This window comes from Pseudomonas sp. 910_23 (assembly GCF_052850795.1).
The window spans coordinates 183,825-199,795 of record NZ_VXCZ01000010.1; the positions used below are offsets into that span (position 1 = coordinate 183,825).

The 15,971-nt window shown below is 59.8% G+C and carries 12 protein-coding genes; 2 read left to right on the plus strand and 10 right to left on the minus strand.

All coding sequences use genetic code 11. The annotated features are described in order from the left end of the window. Positions 1-20 precede the first annotated feature (20 nt). The 4 genes from FW800_RS14750 to FW800_RS14765 form a co-directional block, all read right to left on the minus strand. On the minus strand, positions 21-1,412 hold the full coding sequence (locus FW800_RS14750; protein WP_446437876.1) for a hypothetical protein: 1,392 nt from the start codon (positions 1,410-1,412) through the stop codon (positions 21-23). Positions 1,413-1,537: 125 nt separating this feature from the next. Continuing rightward, on the minus strand, positions 1,538-2,833 hold the full coding sequence (locus FW800_RS14755; RefSeq protein ID WP_032878658.1) for an autotransporter outer membrane beta-barrel domain-containing protein: 1,296 nt from the start codon (positions 2,831-2,833) through the stop codon (positions 1,538-1,540). A 164-nt stretch (positions 2,834-2,997) separates the two neighbouring features. Then, positions 2,998-3,768: an amino acid ABC transporter permease gene (locus FW800_RS14760; protein WP_032878659.1), complete on the minus strand. Its 771-nt coding sequence runs from the start codon at positions 3,766-3,768 to the stop codon at positions 2,998-3,000. Next, positions 3,765-4,586 carry an ABC transporter substrate-binding protein gene (locus FW800_RS14765; protein WP_446437877.1) on the minus strand — a complete coding sequence of 274 codons (822 nt, stop codon included), beginning with the start codon at positions 4,584-4,586 and terminating at the stop codon, positions 3,765-3,767. Before FW800_RS14765 ends, FW800_RS14760 begins: the two co-directional genes overlap by 4 nt. A gap of 114 nt (positions 4,587-4,700) precedes the next feature. Between FW800_RS14765 and FW800_RS14770 the strand changes: the two genes are divergently transcribed. Next, positions 4,701-5,603, plus strand: a complete 903-nt coding sequence (locus FW800_RS14770) for a homocysteine S-methyltransferase family protein (RefSeq protein WP_194439617.1) — start codon at positions 4,701-4,703, stop codon at positions 5,601-5,603. Between the two features lie 41 nt (positions 5,604-5,644). Here FW800_RS14770 and FW800_RS14775 read toward each other — a convergent pair whose 3' ends face one another. Genes FW800_RS14775 through FW800_RS14785 form a run of 3 tightly spaced genes read right to left on the minus strand, consistent with a single transcriptional unit; the run spans position 5,645 to position 7,408 of the window. Next, positions 5,645-6,316: a GNAT family N-acetyltransferase gene (locus FW800_RS14775; RefSeq protein ID WP_078822665.1), complete on the minus strand. Its 672-nt coding sequence runs from the start codon at positions 6,314-6,316 to the stop codon at positions 5,645-5,647. Positions 6,317-6,326: 10 nt separating this feature from the next. Continuing rightward, the gene (locus FW800_RS14780; RefSeq protein ID WP_032878663.1) at positions 6,327-6,773 is read right to left on the minus strand and encodes a GNAT family N-acetyltransferase; all 447 of its coding nucleotides are present in this window, start codon (positions 6,771-6,773) and stop codon (positions 6,327-6,329) included. Beyond that, entirely contained in the window at positions 6,770-7,408 is a 639-nt protein-coding gene (locus tag FW800_RS14785) for an FMN-binding negative transcriptional regulator (RefSeq protein ID WP_228309141.1), read from the minus strand. The genes FW800_RS14780 and FW800_RS14785 overlap by 4 nt, the downstream gene beginning before the upstream one ends. 88 nt (positions 7,409-7,496) lie before the next feature. Between FW800_RS14785 and pdxR the strand changes: the two genes are divergently transcribed. Continuing rightward, on the plus strand, positions 7,497-9,035 hold the full coding sequence (pdxR, locus tag FW800_RS14790) for a MocR-like pyridoxine biosynthesis transcription factor PdxR (protein ID WP_446437878.1): 1,539 nt from the start codon (positions 7,497-7,499) through the stop codon (positions 9,033-9,035). Positions 9,036-9,054: 19 nt separating this feature from the next. On the opposite strand, the gene FW800_RS14795 is transcribed toward pdxR, so the two are convergent. The 3 genes from FW800_RS14795 to FW800_RS14805 all read right to left on the minus strand — a co-directional run bounded on the left by FW800_RS14795 (position 9,055) and on the right by FW800_RS14805 (position 15,933). Continuing rightward, a complete protein-coding gene (locus FW800_RS14795) occupies positions 9,055-13,659 on the minus strand; it encodes a dermonecrotic toxin domain-containing protein (protein ID WP_446437879.1) in 4,605 nt (1,534 codons plus the stop codon). Positions 13,660-13,810: 151 nt separating this feature from the next. Next, a complete protein-coding gene (locus FW800_RS14800; protein ID WP_446437880.1) occupies positions 13,811-14,902 on the minus strand; it encodes a polyamine ABC transporter substrate-binding protein in 1,092 nt (363 codons plus the stop codon). Beyond that, positions 14,899-15,933 carry a histone deacetylase family protein gene (locus FW800_RS14805; protein WP_446437881.1) on the minus strand — a complete coding sequence of 345 codons (1,035 nt, stop codon included), beginning with the start codon at positions 15,931-15,933 and terminating at the stop codon, positions 14,899-14,901. The genes FW800_RS14800 and FW800_RS14805 overlap by 4 nt, the downstream gene beginning before the upstream one ends. Positions 15,934-15,971 lie beyond the last annotated feature (38 nt).

The following is a 15,971-nucleotide window of genomic DNA, read 5'->3' on the forward strand; positions in this document are numbered from 1 at the left end:
TCCTTTTTTTTGCCTGAAACTCAGGCCTCTGTAGAGGGTTTGCGCCTGAAACTGACAAAGACCCCGCTGGGTGTGTAGATCAGCCTCGGCGTCAAGGTTTTAAGGTTGCTGGTGATCCTGTTGAAGCGTCCCTCAATCTGAGCAGCGTCGATAACACGTAACTGGCGGGTAAGCAGTTCGTCGTTTTCGTGTTCGACCTGGATATTCAGTGTTGTGCCCTTGAGGCGGGCGCTGTTGCCGACTTTCAAGGTGCTGTGCGCTTCACCCATGCCGAGGGTGAAGGCCAGGGTCGACCCGTTTGCCAGGTCAAGGTCGTGCTTGATTCGCGTCTGGCTTTTCAGCGCAGGGTCCAGCAGCAGCGTGCCGGCAACGTCAAGATTGGTTACCGTGCCTGCGGTGTAGGTTGCGCCTGCATCAATCGTCATTGTGCCCCCGATGTAACTCTGGTTGATCAGCGTTGCCCCGCGAGAGACTCGGCCTTGCTGATTGGCGTCCAGCGCACCGTCGAGGGTCCAGGCACCGCTGCCTATCCACAGGTGCTGGATACGAAGGGCGCCGTTGAAAGTGCCACCTTGGACATCGTCCAGCACGACGTGATTGGTGCCACTGCCACCGTCTACTTTGCCGTTGAATTGAGCGTTACCGCGCACAGTCAACACATCATCGCCACCCCCCATATCCAGGGCGATGCCTTTGGTGCCGCTTATCAGCCCATCGTTGGTGACTTGGTCATTGTGTTCTCCGATCAGCCTCACGCCGTAGCCGTTGCGACCGCTGATGATGCCCTCGTTGATCAGCGAGGTGCTCCCATAGGCCGGGCCCAAGTCCCCATCGTCTACCAGCACCCCATGATGTGCGCCGCGAATAACTCCACGGTTATAGATTTCGCCGCCGCCCATGGCGATGCCTTCGCTGGTGTTGGGGGCTCCGTTCTTGTCCGCGCCATTGGCCCCGGTGCCTTCAATGAGCCCGTAGTTGTGCACGCGTGCACGTTTGTCGATGTCCAGGCCATCACCGTCGCCATCATTCTCTTTGGATCGCTGGGCATCCGCGCCCCTGATGTTGCGGTAGTTGACGACGTCTGCATTGCCCTTGGATTTCAGACCGGCCCCTTTATGGCCGATGATTACGCCGTGATTGATCAGCGTCACATCGTCGGTGGCTTTGATGCCGTTGCTGCCACCCGCTACCGCTCCGTGGTTGACGATTATGCTTGCTGCGCTGTTCGCGCTTATGCCGCTATACGACTCCTTGAAGCGCGTGAAAGGCCCGGTGGATATGTGCCCGTAGTTGGTAAAATGACCGCCGGTGGCGAGTTCGATAGCGTTACTTTTTTCAGCATAAACAGGGGCTGCTGCCGAACAGCCAGGCAGGGGGATATAGGCCGCAAGCTGGTGGGGTACTCGTAACATTGGGTTTCGACCTCAAGTGTGCTTGAGGTCGAAAACTAACGCAGGTAACAGCCGACAGATGTCGGCTGGCAGAGCAGATGATTGTAAGAAGGCTCGCTGTCGGGATGTCGTCTGACGATGCTCGGTTAAAAGCTCATCGTCCATTGCCCCTTCAAACCCTGGTTGCGGCTATGGGTACCAGCTTGGCCGCTGTAGGCCAGGCCCAGGGTGTGTTGCTTGGATAACGCAAGATCAACGCCCAAGTTTACGTCGAGGCTATTGCGGTCCAGGGACGTGCCGGTAATGGTGAAGCCATCAAGCGCAACGGGTGCATTGCGATAGGTTTGGTGCACCTGGCTGTCAACCGCGCCGTAGAGGTGTTTCCAGCCGGCGCTGAGGTGAGGCGTGAGGCTGACCTGATCATCGAACCTGTAAACCGTCGCCAAGCGCAGGCCAACGGTGCTGTTAAGGTTCTGCTGGGTCTGCGCGCCGACGTTCAGCGCGGTCAGGCCGCCACTTTCCTTGAAACTGTCGCGGTGATGACGCTGGTAGCCGAGGCCAGCGAAAGGCTCGATGTGGAGGTCCTGGCTGCCCAATTGATAGCCCAGCTCAGAGAACAGCGTTTGGCTTTGGGCATCGTAACGAGACTTGAGCGAGTCCTTGTAAACGAGCAGGTTGACGTCGCGCCGGTTGGTCCCGGCATGGCTGCTGTAAATCGCCCCCAAGCGCAGGGCCAGCGGGCCGTCCTGACGCACCGCGTATGCGCCCAGGTGCAAGCTGTCCAGTTCGGTGGAGAAGCGTTGCGCCTTCAGGTCACTGGCCGATTTTGCCCCCATAACACCCACACGCCAGGCGTTATCCACTGCCCAGTCGGCGCCCAGCATCAGACCCTTGCTATCGTGCTTCAGTCCGGCGCTGCCGCTTCGTTGGTCGAGGTGGCCGCCGTTACTCACCCCTTGTACCCAGAAACGACCGTTGTCATCGTCGGGCAGGTTGCGCAGGGACGAGAGCAATTGGCTGCTGATGTGGCTGGTGACGGCGTGCGTGGCGCTGAGCAGATTCGCGTTTTGGCTACCGGCCAATTGCTCCAGGGCTGCGCCGATCCCGCCGGGCTGTGCGGCGAGTGCGTCATTTACCTTTTGCAGCTCCTTGAGCTTCTCCGAGGTCAATTCGCCGGACTTGAGCAGTTCAAGCAGCGCGGGCTCCAGCACCTTGGCCACTTGCACGCCATTGTAGGTGGAGGCTTGGCCAATGAAGTAGCCGGGGTAGGGCCCAGGGATTGGCGGCGTATCGACTTCAGGTTTGAAGGCCCCCTCAGCGTCGAGCGAATCATAGGGTTGGTGAGGCCTGTATTCAATATCGCCTCGTGCGTGCGCAGGTTGCACACTGAGGGCAATTACAAGACTGATAAATGCTGCGATTCTTTGCGGTGTAAAGGGCATGAATTACCGACCTCTGATGAATGAGGCCGGGAATGTAGCGGGGGCGCAGGCGGATAACTGTCAGGCCATTGACCGCTGGTTTGCGGGAGTTGTCTTTAGTCAGGTGCGATAAAAAGCCCATCTGCGTTTGGCCGACCAAGGCGCTATACAACGGTTGCTGCGCTTTAACTGCGGTGCATATACCCCTTGCCGAAATGCCGCTCCATGCGCGCCTGGATCAGCTCCAGTCCCAGTGACAGTACCCAATAAATGATTGCCGCCGTGGTGAGCATCTCGATGTAGCGGTAGCTGGAGCGGCCATAGGACTGTGCCAGGAACATCACTTCCCATACCCCCATCACCGAGACCAGCGACGAGTCCTTGAGCATCGAGATGAACTGGTTGGTGGCCGGGGGGATGATGGTGCGCATGGCCTGGGGCAGGGTGACGTGCCAGAAAATTTCCCTGTCACGCATACCCAAGGCCAGCGCGGCCTCGCGTTGACCATGGGGCACGCCGAGGATGCCGGCGCGGAAAATCTCGCTCAGGTAGGCACCATAGTTCAGCGACAACGCGATGATCCCGGCGACGATGGCGCCCGGCACCAGGCCCAGTTGCGGCAGGCCCAGGTAAATCAGCAGGATCTGGATCAGCAGCGGCGTGCCACGAAAGAACGAGGCGTAGAAACTGGCAATGCCAAACGCCACCGCGCTTTTCGACAGGCGCCCCAGCGCGGTGATAAAGCCCAGCACCGATGACGCAAGCATGGCGCACAGGCACAGGAATAGCGTCAGCGCCGCACCTTGCAGAAAACCGTTGGGCGCCAGGTGCAGGCCGACCAGGTTGGGCAGCTTGTCGAGAATGATCGAGAACTTCAGGTCAAAGCTCAGGAAGAAACTGGCAAACAGGGCGAACAGCGCCGCCCAGGTCAGGTAAAGCCGTATGCGAAAACTCATTGGCTGATGTCGGCGCCGATCCATTTTTGCGACAGCTTGCTCAAGGTGCCGTCCTGTTTGAGCTGGGCGAAGACCTCACGCACTTTGCTTTCCCACTGCGCGTCGCCTTTCTCGATGGCTACCGAGTTGGGCTCCGAATACAGCGGTGCGCCGGCCAGCTTGAAGCGCTTGTCCTGGGTCAGGCGCGGCTGCGCGGTAACCAGGTTGGTGAGGATTGCGTCCAGACGCACGCCGGCGCCCAGGCCCAGGTCCTGGAACGCCACATTGTCGGTATCGTACGGGGCGATCTGCACCTCTTCGAACGGGTACTGCAGCTGCGTGTCTTCGGCGCCTTCGATGACCAGGTTCTTGTTCAGGTAACTCTCGTAGCTGGAGGCACTGGTGAGCCCGACTTTCTTGCCGCTCAGGTCCTTGGCTTCGTGGATGCGATCATCCTTGGCGTTGACCACGATCACCGCGGGCGAGGCGTAATACTCAACCGGGAAGTCGAACACCTCGGCGCGTGCCTTACTCGGGGTCATGGAGCAGATGCAAATGTCATAGCGCCCGCTCCAGCGGCCAGCGGCAATGACGTCCCATGAAGGCGTTTCCAGGCGCAGCTTCACGCCAAGCTTTTGCGCCACGGCCTTGGCCACATCCACATCGAAACCGTCGAGCTGGTTCTGCTCGTTGAGGAATGAAAACGGCGGGTAGCTTTCCATCAGCACGCCAACCAGTTCCTTCTTCTGCTCGATACGATCCAGCGTGGCACCGCCAAAGGCTTGGGTGGAAGCAGCCAACATCGTCAGGCCCAGGGCCAACAGCGGTCTGAATTTCAAAATCGAACACCTGAATAAAAAAGAGGTTGTTATTAACCGAACGGTACGCATTAAATAGTTATAAGAACGACTCTCATAGTGAGTTATTTTCATAAGCATATGAGTAAAAAGCATATGGGCGCAGCACGCACAGTAATTCTCGATGGTGGCATGGGCCGTGAACTGCAACGCCGTGGCGCGCCGTTCCGCCAGCCGGAGTGGTCGGCATTGGCCTTGAGCGAAGCGCCGCAAGCGGTGGAGGCGGTACACGCGGCCTATATCGACAGCGGTGCCGACGTGATTACCAGCAACAGCTACGCGGTGGTGCCCTTTCATATTGGTGAGGCGCGCTTTGCCGCCGAAGGCCAGGCGCTGGCCGCATTGGCCGGTGAGTTGGCGCGACGGGCGGTGCAGGCGTCCGGCAAAGCGGTGCGTGTCGCTGGCTCCTTGCCGCCGCTGTTTGGCTCGTACCGGCCCGACTTGTTCCTGCCGGAGCGGGTCAGCGAGTTGCTGACACCGCTGGTGCAGGGCCTGGCGCCTCACGTCGACCTGTGGCTGGCGGAAACCCAGAGCTCAATCGTTGAAGCGCGAGCGATTCATGCCGGTCTGCCGCAGGACGGTAAACCGTTCTGGCTGTCGTTCACCTTGAAAGACGAAGACACCGACGACGTACCGCGCCTGCGCTCCGGCGAACCGGTAGCGGAAGCGGCCGAGGCGGCGGCGCAGTTGGGTGTGCAGGTGTTGTTGTTCAACTGCAGCCAGCCGGAAGTGATCGGCGCGGCGATCGATGCCGCGCGGGAGACCTTCGAGCGATTGGGCGTAGCGATCCAGATCGGTGCCTACGCCAACGCCTTCCCGCCGCAACCCAAGGAAGCCACGGCCAACGATGGCCTGGACCCGTTGCGCGACGACCTCGACCCGCCGGGTTACCTGCATTGGGCTGCTGATTGGCAGGCGCGTGGCGCTAGCCATTTGGGTGGGTGCTGTGGCATCGGGCCGGAGCATATTGCGGTGCTGGCGCAGCGCCTGACCAACTGATCCACCGCAGATTAAAGTGTGGGAGGGGCGGTGCGTGAGATCTAGATTCGGCAGTCGGCCAGCGTTCTCAGCTGGCCCGAACCACTCTGGTTCGCCTCAGACAACCAGGCCTCAAACCCCGCACCCACTTTGGGCCATTCCGAATCCAGGATCGAATACCACGCCGTATCCCGGTTCTGCCCCTTGACCACCATATGCTGGCGGAACACCCCCTCAAAACTGAACCCCAATCGCTCGGCCGCATACCTGGAGCGCGCATTGCTGTTGTTGCACTTCCACTCCAGGCGGCGGTAGCCCTGTTCGAACGCGTACTTGGCCAGCAGGTAAACCGCTTCGGTACTTTTTGGCGAGCGCTGCATCGGCGCGCCGAAGGTGACGTGGCCGATTTCAACGCGGCCTTGGGCTGGGACGATGGACATCAGGCTGAGGATGCCCTGGACCTGACCGGTCGCGCGGTCGATCACGCTGAAAAAATACGGATCGCTATGGGCCGCATGGTTGTTCAGCCAGGTATCAAAGGCGCCGCGCTCGGGAAACGGGCCGTAGGGCAAATAGTCCCATAGCTTCGGGTCAGCACCGGGCCCTTGTAAGGCTTGCCACAGTTGATCGCCGTGGCGCGCCGGATCGAGTTTTTCCAGGCGGATAAAGCGCCCTTCAAGCAGTTGAACCGTGGGTGACGGGACGCCTTTCCAGTCGGCGAGGGAAGTGGACATGCTGGGCTCCTTAAAGACCTTGGCGAAATTGGATGAAACCAGGGCGTTCGGCGATGCGTTCGTAGAGTTGGATCGCGGTGGCGTTGGTCTCGTGGGTCAACCAGTGCACTTTGCAGCAGCCATCGGCCTTGGCGGTGGCGTAGACGAACTCGATCAGCTTACGGCCTACGCCGGTGCCGCGTTGGGATGGGTCCACTAAAAGATCCTGCAGGTAGCACGAGTTCTCGATGCTCCAGTTGGAGCGGTGATAGATGAAGTTAACCATGCCCACCGCCTTGCCGTCCTGCCAAGCCAACGCCGAGTGGGTCGGCTCGCGGGCGTCTATCAGGCGTTGCCAGGTGCTTTGGCTGACGGCGTCCGGCAGTTCGGTGTTGTAGAACTTCAAGTAGGCCAGCCACAACGGTAGCCAGGCGGCGTGGTCCGCGGCGGTGACTTGGCGGATGTCGATCGGGGTCATTCTGCAACTCCTTGGGGAATGAAACGGGCGAGATTCTGGTCGCGCAGATCAGCGCTGCCGGCCAGGGCTTCACGTACGCCGGCCATATCGGCTGCGCTGCGGTTCTGGCTGAGCTTGCGTTTGCCGACCAGGCGGTCGATAGGCAGGGCAAAGCCAACGATGGCCTTGAGCATGGCGTCGATGTAGTCGGCCGGCGCGTCGCCGACGGCCCAAGGTTGGGCGCGGCCGCGTTCGTGGTGATCAGTGAGGGCGCCGACGACCTTGAGTAATCGCTCGCTGTCGCTGAACACGTCGGCCTTGCCGTAGGCGTGCACGGCGAGGTAATTCCAGGTGGGCACCACTTTGCCGTGCTCGGCCTTGGAGGGGTAAAACGCCGGGCTGACATACGCCTCGGCGCCAGCAAAGATGACCAGTGCTTCACTGCCGTTTTGCAGGTCGCGCCACTGCGGATTGGCCTTGGCCAGATGCCCATAAAGCGTACCGTTGGGTCCTTCGTCGGGATTGAGCAGTAACGGCAGGTGGCTGGCCTGCAGGCCGTTTTCACCCACGGTCACCAACTGCGCAAGGCGCGTGTGCTGGATCAGTTGCTGGATTTGGGGCAAATCATCGAGGGCGAAGGCGCGAGGTGTGTACATGGAAAATTTTCCTTGGCGAATACCTGCATCCTAGGCAGGCTAATGGCTCGTTGTAAGAGCCATCTAGCCCTCATTTCATAGGTCCAATATGCCGCCCGTCATCCCCTCGATGTCGTTCGACCCTGCTGGCATCGAGTTGGATCGCCGCCAGGGCCTGACACGCCAGCTATACGACGCCCTGCGCCTGCGCGTGCTGGATGGGCGACTGGTCAGTGGCACGCGCTTGCCTGCCACCCGTGATATGGCGGCGGCGTTGTCGATCTCGCGCAACAGCGTGGTGCGCGCTTACGATCAGTTGTATGCCGAGGGGTTTATTGAAAGCCGGGTGGGAGACGGCACCTACGTCTCACAGCTGCCTACAGCAAAAAAACTATCCACAAAACTATCCACAGGGTTTTCAACAGGCTTATCCACAGCCTTATCCACAATCCGTCTGGATAATGCGCACGATCAGGCCAGCGAAGTTATCCACAGTCGTGGCCTGGACAGGGTCCAACATAACCATTTGGTCCAGCCTCCTTGCGGGCCGCCGCGCGCTTTTCGCGTGGGGGTTCCGGCCTTCGATCTATTTCCTTTTGAGGTGTGGGCCAAGCTTAACGGGGCGTTCTGGCGCAAGCCGGACCTGGCGCAGTTGTGTTACGGCGACCCGGCCGGTGACCAACGTCTACGTGGCTTGATCGCCGCTTACCTGCGCACGGCGCGAGGTCTGCAGTGCACGACTGAGCAAATAGTGATCACCAGTGGCGCACAACAGGCAATCAGCCTTTGTGCACAGTTGCTGGTGGAGCCAGGTGATGGCGTGGCGGTGGAAAACCCGGGTTATCGCGCGGCAGGCCATGCCTTTGCGTTGGCAGGTGGCCGATTGCAGGGTGTGCCGGTGGATGGCGATGGTATTGACTGCGAGGTCTTGAACCGCCTGAAGGATTGCCGGGTGACCTATGTGACGCCGTCCCATCAGTACCCGTTGGGCGTGGTGATGAGCCTGGCGCGACGCCTGCAATTGCTGGCCTGGGCCGAGCGTACTGGCGGTTGGATCGTCGAAGACGACTATGACGGTGAGTACCGTTACACCGGAGCGCCCCTGTCGCCCCTGGCGGCGCTGGATCGCAACGGCCGAGTGCTGTACGTCGGCACCTTCGGCAAGGTGGCATTCCCGGCTTTGCGCCTGGGTTATCTGGTATTGCCGCCGGGTCTGGTAGAGGCCTTTACTCGGCGCCGCGCCGTGGACATGCGTCATTCCGAAGTCAGCACTCAGGCCGTAATGGCCGAATTCATGGCGGCGGGGCATTTCCAGCGCCATATTCGGCGTATGCGCCGTGCGGCCCTGAGCCGCCGCAATGCTTTGTTGGTCGGCTGGCCCAACGAACTGCCAGGCGTCGGGGCCTTGCCCAGCGTTGCAGCAGGCTTACACCTGACGGTGCGCGTGGACAGTCTGGCCCGTGAGCAAGCGCTGCTTGCCCAAGCCCGCGCGGTGGATGTCGAGATCAACGGCTTGAGCGGCTACTGGCTGGCAGATACCGGCCCACCACCGGACCAGCGTGCCGGACTGGTGCTGGGGTTCGCTGCCGTGCCTGAGGCGGCCATCGCACAGGCGCTGGCCCGCTTGCGTCGGGTGTGGCTGGCTTGAATACGATCCGGCACTGAGGTTACTTCACCTTGAAAAACAACCGCTGGGCCTGGTCCCGGTTTATTTCGCTGAGGTAGAACGCGGTTTTTTGCTGTTCGTTGAGGCCGTCAAGACTGTCGGCATCTACTCCCCGGGCGTGCTCTTGCGGGGTTTTCAAGCGGCCCCTGAGAAAAGCCCTGGCGGGCACCCATTCGGCCGAATAATGGAAGTGTGCATACCACAGCACAGTTTTATCACTGCGGTTACTCAGGGTGTACTCATCCAGGTAGACCTTGACAGGCCCTTTGAGCCGGCGGCGTTTGACGGTTCTCTTGATTACGATCTCGTTGTTTTGCTTAAGCCATTCCACGCTACTGATGGTGGGTGGGCGTTTCTTGATCATTTGCAGTTTCTGGCGAGCCGCCTCTTGATAGAGTGCCTGCGCCGCTTCGCTCAGTTGTTTGTTGACCAGAGCCGCAGAGCCCCCGTTGCTTTCGGTGGAGTTGCTTTGGGTCAGAGCCTGCTCAATGTTTGCAGAGGCCTGTTCCAGTTTTAACGCATGCTGGTGGTACAGCCATTCAATGCCAGTAGCGCTGCGCTCCGGTTTGATCGCCTGTTGGCCAGTGCGCTGCTTGAAGGCCCCCAACCCGTCCAGAAGCTCCTGGGCCTGGCTGATACTGGTGGCGACGTCCAGAGTAGTGGTGGTAGTGGTGGTCTCGACGGGATTGACGTGTTGCACCCACACACCTGGGGTTTTTTCGTGAAAGGTCGCCATGATCTGCTGGTTGAGAGGAGAGATGACATCCACCATGCCGGTTTCATCGCCGGCCTCTGTCAGTCGTGGTACTCCCACCAATACCCCGTTGTAGCGCGTGTGAATGATTTTTTTCTTTGCTCTTGGCGGTGTTGAAGGCGGTGTCGGGCGGCTTCTGAGCGTGTCCCGATCCGCGTGCAGCAGTTCCAGGCTACCCAGGGTTTCGCGGTAGAAATCGCGGATTTTTTCGCGCAGGGTCGTGATACGTGCAGGCAGCGCTGCGTCAGGAAACTCGTCCGGAAAATCCTGCAGGCGTTCGTCGATGATCTTGAACTGTTCCACCAGGCTGCCAAGGGTTTCGATGCGTTCATCCAAGCGCGGCTGGCTACGCTCCATCGACGTTTCATGCAAGGCCTGAATCGACAGGTTGGCGGCGTCGACGATGGTGTCAATGGCACTCCAGGCTGACGAGGCTGTGGCGATGCTGTTGCCGTCCAGGCATAAGTTGCGCGCCATCGACACTTGCAAGGCCCTGAGGTCGCGGGCGGTGTAGCTTGGCAATTGACTCCGGTAATTGCGAATTTGCTCGAATCCCAGCTCACCCAGCGCTTTGAGTTGGGTAAGCCGCGATTGGCTGTAGTTCAGGCGCTGGATCATGTCCTGGCTCAATTCGGTCATGATGCGGGCATCGTCGATATGACGATCCTGGGGATGGCTGATTTGATGTTCGACCTGGTCGAGCACGGTTTTGAGTTTAGGTGTGAAGGCGACTTGCGCTTCGGTGATACCGGTCCGGGTCAGCTCCAGTTGGGCGCTCACGTAGCGGATTGCGTGTTGCTGATAGTCCGCGCTGGGCGAGAACACATTCAATATCTTGAGCTGTTGCAGTGCCTTTTCGTAGTCGCTGCTCTGGCTCTTGAGTTTTTGCAAGTAGGTTTGGCGGCTGACCTCGGATGAAGTGGATGACGCGGTGTCCGACATTGCCAGACGGGCCTGATGCAACTCCAATTGCGCAGTGGGTTTGTTTTGTTCAAATAGCGTCAGGCGTCTTTTGGCTTCTATCGCGTTGATCTCAGCTTTGGATTTTGACTGCTCCTGCAGCTGCTTGGAACCGGCGCCGCGCAGGCGCAGACGAGTGTCGATGAACCATTGGCCCTGAGCGTTGTGAATCAACGCAGGCCCTGTTCGACCGGGCTGCTTCGGGTCAATGATGACCACCGCTTCATCTTCGCCGGCACTGACCTCAAACCAGCGTTCCCTCACAGGGGCGTAGTACTTTTGTGCCTGATAAAAGAGATGCTGGTACTGGTTTTTTGCGGTTTGCGCCGCGCCGAGGCCTTGCGGTTTGCTGACCTTGAAGCTGTCGAGCACGGTTGCGAGTTCGCTGGGTATGCGCTTGATTGCGCCGCTGGTGTGCAGGTGCGGTAAATGTGTGGCCGGCAACTCTTTCAGGGTCACCTCTTGTTTGATCGTGACCTGCTTTGTGCTGGTCGCTTTGGTCAGCTTTGGCGTGGTCTTGCGTGGGTAGCCGGTACGGTGGCTGCGGCTGGCGGCGTGCAAAGTGATCGCCATGCCGAGGTTCAACAGGACATCGGTGAGTGCCGACCACTCGGCTTGTTTTTCGTCGTGGTCATGGGCTTGCACAAAGGTTTGCAGCTGATCGACCACCTGCCAGATCCAGGCGCCCGTGCCGATGGTGCGCCCCAGAAACGGCAGCACCCCATTGAAGATCACCCAGCCGGCGTGTTTAAAGGTCGCCCAACGGCTTTCGGCGTTGGACACCGATTGGCGGTTGGCCAGTTCTATCAGGGCCTGGGCATTGGCCTTTAACATTGTGGTGAATCGATCACCGTTGAGTACTTCGGTGCCCAGGGTCATTGGCCCGCTCATGGTCCATAGCTTGTCGGGCTCCACCAGGTAATCGGCGACCGCCCAAGGTGAAGGCAGCGAGCCGGGAAATACATAGTTGGTATAGTCGCTGCGGACCGCATCCGGCAGCCAGGCCAAGACCGACTCGCACAAGCTGCTCGATTGCGCGATCGTATAGATGAGGTTGGCCGGCGACGGGAACTGCATCAGGGTTGGCGTGAACAGCGGCCGGTACAAGAGGCATGGCCCGGCCGCCGGGTCTTCGGGGCCTATCACGTACATGTTGGCGACCGTGTCCACAGAGGTGTCCGTGCGCCGGGTGGGCACGAAGGCCAAGGGCCTGAGTACGATGGTTTGCCCGTCCACTTTGCTGTCAGTGGCCTGTTCTTGCATCACCGCGGTCACATAACGGTAGCCCCGCTCGTCAATGCTGCCTTCCTGGCGGATCTTGGCTTGCAAGGCTTGCATCGGCAGTTGGATACGCAGGTGTTGGCTATATAGCGTATTACGGCGTGCAGATTCCTGAGTGTCATCCAGCAGCTTTTCCTTGATCAGCGCAGGGTAGGTACGGCCAATATCGGCATCGGTGGCCAGCGATTCAAAATAGGCCGGGGTCATCCACTCAGGCAGGTTGGAACCATTGCTGGTCTTGACCACTTTGTTACCGACGGGCACTGCAATCAGGTTTTGCAGGGCCAGTTCAACCAGGCTGAACGTGTTGCTCTCAACCTGGCCCGGAACGACGAAAGCGCCCCAGACGACCGGGCTCTCTATTTGCAGGAAGATCTTCTCCAAGGGCAGGTTAGTGCTATCCGGGTGGTCCTTGATCACCTTTGCCTTGATGACCTTCAACGCGTATGCCTCGATAGTAGGGACGTCGTCCAGGAACGACCGACCGGCATTCTGGTTATGCAGCGCGGCGAGGTCTTTGAGGTGCCGAGCATAGAAATTCGAGTCGCTGGGTGAAGCGTTTGTCAGCCAGTCGGGCATCTGCTCGCGGTACCAGGCCAGATCCGGGCTGCTTTGCGCAGGCGGCGGGGCAGCAGCAGGTGGCGTGCCCAGTGCCATATCGACGTTGTTGGTTTTGCGCAGTTCGGAGAAGTCGATTTCAGCGATGGTATCGATCTGCAATGACACCAATGCACAGGCTTGGTGATCAAAGAAATTGCCGTCCGGTTCAAACAGACGCCATTGGATTTGCGGGTCCGTGACAGAGCCCGACAGGTGCGCGGGCAAGGATTGGCCCAGGTGCTCCAGCGAAGGAAACTTTTCATAACCCTTGAGCAGCGAATGCGTGAGGACTGTGGTTTTGCCTTCGTGTTCGCCGATCAATACCGCGATGATCACATCATTGACGTGCTTGACCTGCCCTTCATCGTCGACTCGGTCGATATCAACCAGGCAAGCCCTGAGCTTGTAGAGGTCGTTGCCCTTTCTGTCGGCTTTGTCGGGGTGAGTGAACAGGGCGCGAGCCATGGCACACTCGGTGGCGGTCCAGTCATCGGCGGCCTCGACATTCCACACCGTGCGCAGCAGGTTCGACAGCTCGTGCCAATGTGGGCCGCTGCCGTTGGTTTGATTCCAATAGTTGATCGTTTGTTGCTGGTAGGCGCGCAGCATCGAAGGCGCCAGTTGGTTGATGGTCTTGGCGATTTCAGTCACGCGCACGGGCAGGTGTACCGCAGGCTCGATGATCGGTTGCTGCGTGAGAAAGTGCTCACCCTCGATGCACAAGATCGGCACCGCCAGCACTGTCTGCTTGGCGAGGACGTCGCTTAGGGCCTGGTATTCGATGGGGCCGGAGCTGACCCGGTCGTCATCCAGATTCCATGTAGGCGTTGCGAGCATGACGGTGTCTGGATCGATATCCAGCGTCGGGTACTGTTCCTGTAACGCCTCGCGCAGCAGCAGGGTCGCAGTCTCCCTGAACGAAGGGCTGGTAGAGAATTGGGTGAGCAGCGCTATCCGTGCATCCGGACGCGGTGTGTTCGAGGGCGTGGTAGTTGAGGCGGGGGCGTTCATGGTGAGGCTTCCCTGTCTGGCCGTTTGGTGGAACCAGCCCTGAGGTCAAGGCTAGAAATTTCCATGCTAGGGCGCGGCCACACAGAGAGGCGGTGCTTAGATAGGCCACCTTCACAAGCGCATTCGAAGGTACACGTCAAACCAAGGTGCTTCAGGTGCCGGATTTGATCCTGGTCCAGGCCCTTGTCCTGGCGCGTTCGGCTTTGCTGTCCAGGGGGATCAGGGTGTAGAGCGTGGCCATGGCGGTCTCGGTCGGATACAGGTTGGGGTTGTGGCGAATGGTCGGGTCGACCCACTCGGTAGCGTCCCTGTTTGGATTGGGGTACCCGACGAAGTCACTGATGGGTGCGATCACTGTGGGTTGCAGCAGGTAGTTGATGAAGGTGTAGGCGTCGTTCGGGTTTTTGGCGCCTTTGGGAATGGCGAGCATGTCGAACCAGATCGGCGCGCCTTCCTTGGGCAGGCGCATGTCCACGGTCACGCCATTCTTGGCGTCTTTGGCACGGTTGGCGGCTTGGGAAAAACTGCCGGAATAGCCCACCGCCACGCAAATATCCCCGTTGGCGATGTCGGCCATGTACTTGGAGGAGTGAAAGTAAGTGATATACGGGCGGATCGTCATCATCAGCGCTTCGGCCTTGTCGTAGTCCTTGGGATTGCCGCTGTTGGGGTCCAGGCCAAGGTGTTGTAACGCCAGGGGCAGGATTTCCGAGGGCGAGTCCAGCAGTGCGACGCCGCATTGCTTGAGCTTGCTGAGGTTTTCCTCCTTGAAGATCAGGTCCCAGCTGTCCACGGGGGCGTTGTCGCCCAGGGCCGCCTTGACCTTGGCTGGGTTGAAGCCGATCAGGATGGTGCCGTACATGTAGGGCACGGCATATTGATTGCCGGGGTCGTTGGTTTCGATCAGCTTCATCAGCTTGGGGTCCAGGTGCTTCCAGTTGGGCAACTGGCTTCGATCCAGGGGCTGGAACACACCGGCTTCGATCTGCTTGGCCAGGAACACATTGGACGGCACCACCACGTCATAGCCGGAGTTTCCGGTGAGCAACTTGGCTTCCAGGGCCTCGTTGGTGTCGAAGATGTCATACACCAGCTTGATCGACGGGTGCTGGGCCTTGAAGTCTTCCAGCGCCTTGGGCGTGATGTAGTCGAACCAGTTGTAGACCTTCAGGGTTTTTTCTTCGGCCTGGGCTGAGCCACTGACAACCACGGCGCACAGGGCGAGCGACTTGAGTATGTTCATTGGGCTGCTTCCTCGAAACCTTCCAGCACGTTGACGGCGTTGATGCCGATTTCCTCCACCGCGTAGCCGCCTTCCATCACGAACAGCGTGGGCTTGCCCAGGCGGGCAATGCGCGCGCCCATGGCCAGGTAGTCCGGGCTGTCGAGCTTGAACTGCGAGATAGGGTCGTCCTTGAAGGTGTCCACGCCCAGGGACACCACGATGATGTCGGCGGCGTAGCGCTCGATCTCTGTGCAGGCTTGTTCAAGCGCTGCGCTCCAAGCCTCCCAGCCTGCACCTGCGGGTAGCGGGTAATTGAAGTTGAAACCTTCTCCGATGCCTTCTCCCTGCTCATCTGCATACCCGAGGAAGAACGGAAACTCTGCCTCCGGATGGCCGTGGATCGAGGTGAACAGCACGTCGCTGCGCGCATAAAAAATCGACTGTGTGCCGTTGCCGTGGTGGTAATCCACGTCGAGGATCGCGACCTTTTTGCAGCCCTGATCAAGGAACGCCTGGGCCGCGATGGCTGCGTTGTTGAGGTAGCAATAACCGCCCATCAAATCGCTGGCGGCGTGATGCCCAGGCGGGCGGCACAGCGCGAAGGCACTGTGGGCGCCTTGCGCGATGGCGGCCTGGGCTGTGAGGGCGACTTGCGCGGCGCTGTAGGCCGCTTGCCAAGTGCCGGCGGTAATCGGCGCGCCACCGTCGAAACTGTAATAGCCCAACTGGCCGTGCAGGCTGGTGGGAATCACGCGGCGCAACGTGCGGGCGGGCCAGGTGTAGGGCAGCAGGTCGCCGTCCTGGCCGTATTCGGTCCAGCGTTGCCAGGCGCCTTTGAAGAAATCCAGATAGTCGCGGCTATGGACGCGTTGCAGCGGCGCCAGGCCAAAATCCTGCGGGGCCTGCACGGGGCCCAGTTCCCGCGTCTTGACCCGTTGCAGCACGTGGTCGGCACGCGAGGGCATTTCAAAGCAGGGCATCAGTTGCCCGTCCATCAGTTCACAACGGCCGTGGTGCAGGTGGTGATCGTCCGAGTAGATCGTCAGCATTTGTTGTTCTCCGCAGGCTGTATCGGTGTATGCAGTCT

Coding starts and splice junctions, on each gene's coding strand:
- FW800_RS14785 (WP_228309141.1), bottom strand. CDS start 7,408: ATGTACACACCTCGCGCCTTCGCCCTCGATGATTTGCCCCAAATCCAG.
- FW800_RS14750 (WP_446437876.1), bottom strand. CDS start 1,412: ATGTTACGAGTACCCCACCAGCTTGCGGCCTATATCCCCCTGCCTGGC.
- FW800_RS14805 (WP_446437881.1), bottom strand. CDS start 15,933: ATGCTGACGATCTACTCGGACGATCACCACCTGCACCACGGCCGTTGT.
- FW800_RS14775 (WP_078822665.1), bottom strand. CDS start 6,316: ATGTCCACTTCCCTCGCCGACTGGAAAGGCGTCCCGTCACCCACGGTT.
- FW800_RS14755 (WP_032878658.1), bottom strand. CDS start 2,833: ATGCCCTTTACACCGCAAAGAATCGCAGCATTTATCAGTCTTGTAATT.
- pdxR (WP_446437878.1), top strand. CDS start 7,497: ATGCCGCCCGTCATCCCCTCGATGTCGTTCGACCCTGCTGGCATCGAG.
- FW800_RS14780 (WP_032878663.1), bottom strand. CDS start 6,773: ATGACCCCGATCGACATCCGCCAAGTCACCGCCGCGGACCACGCCGCC.
- FW800_RS14770 (WP_194439617.1), top strand. CDS start 4,701: ATGGGCGCAGCACGCACAGTAATTCTCGATGGTGGCATGGGCCGTGAA.
- FW800_RS14800 (WP_446437880.1), bottom strand. CDS start 14,902: ATGAACATACTCAAGTCGCTCGCCCTGTGCGCCGTGGTTGTCAGTGGC.
- FW800_RS14795 (WP_446437879.1), bottom strand. CDS start 13,659: ATGAACGCCCCCGCCTCAACTACCACGCCCTCGAACACACCGCGTCCG.
- FW800_RS14760 (WP_032878659.1), bottom strand. CDS start 3,768: ATGAGTTTTCGCATACGGCTTTACCTGACCTGGGCGGCGCTGTTCGCC.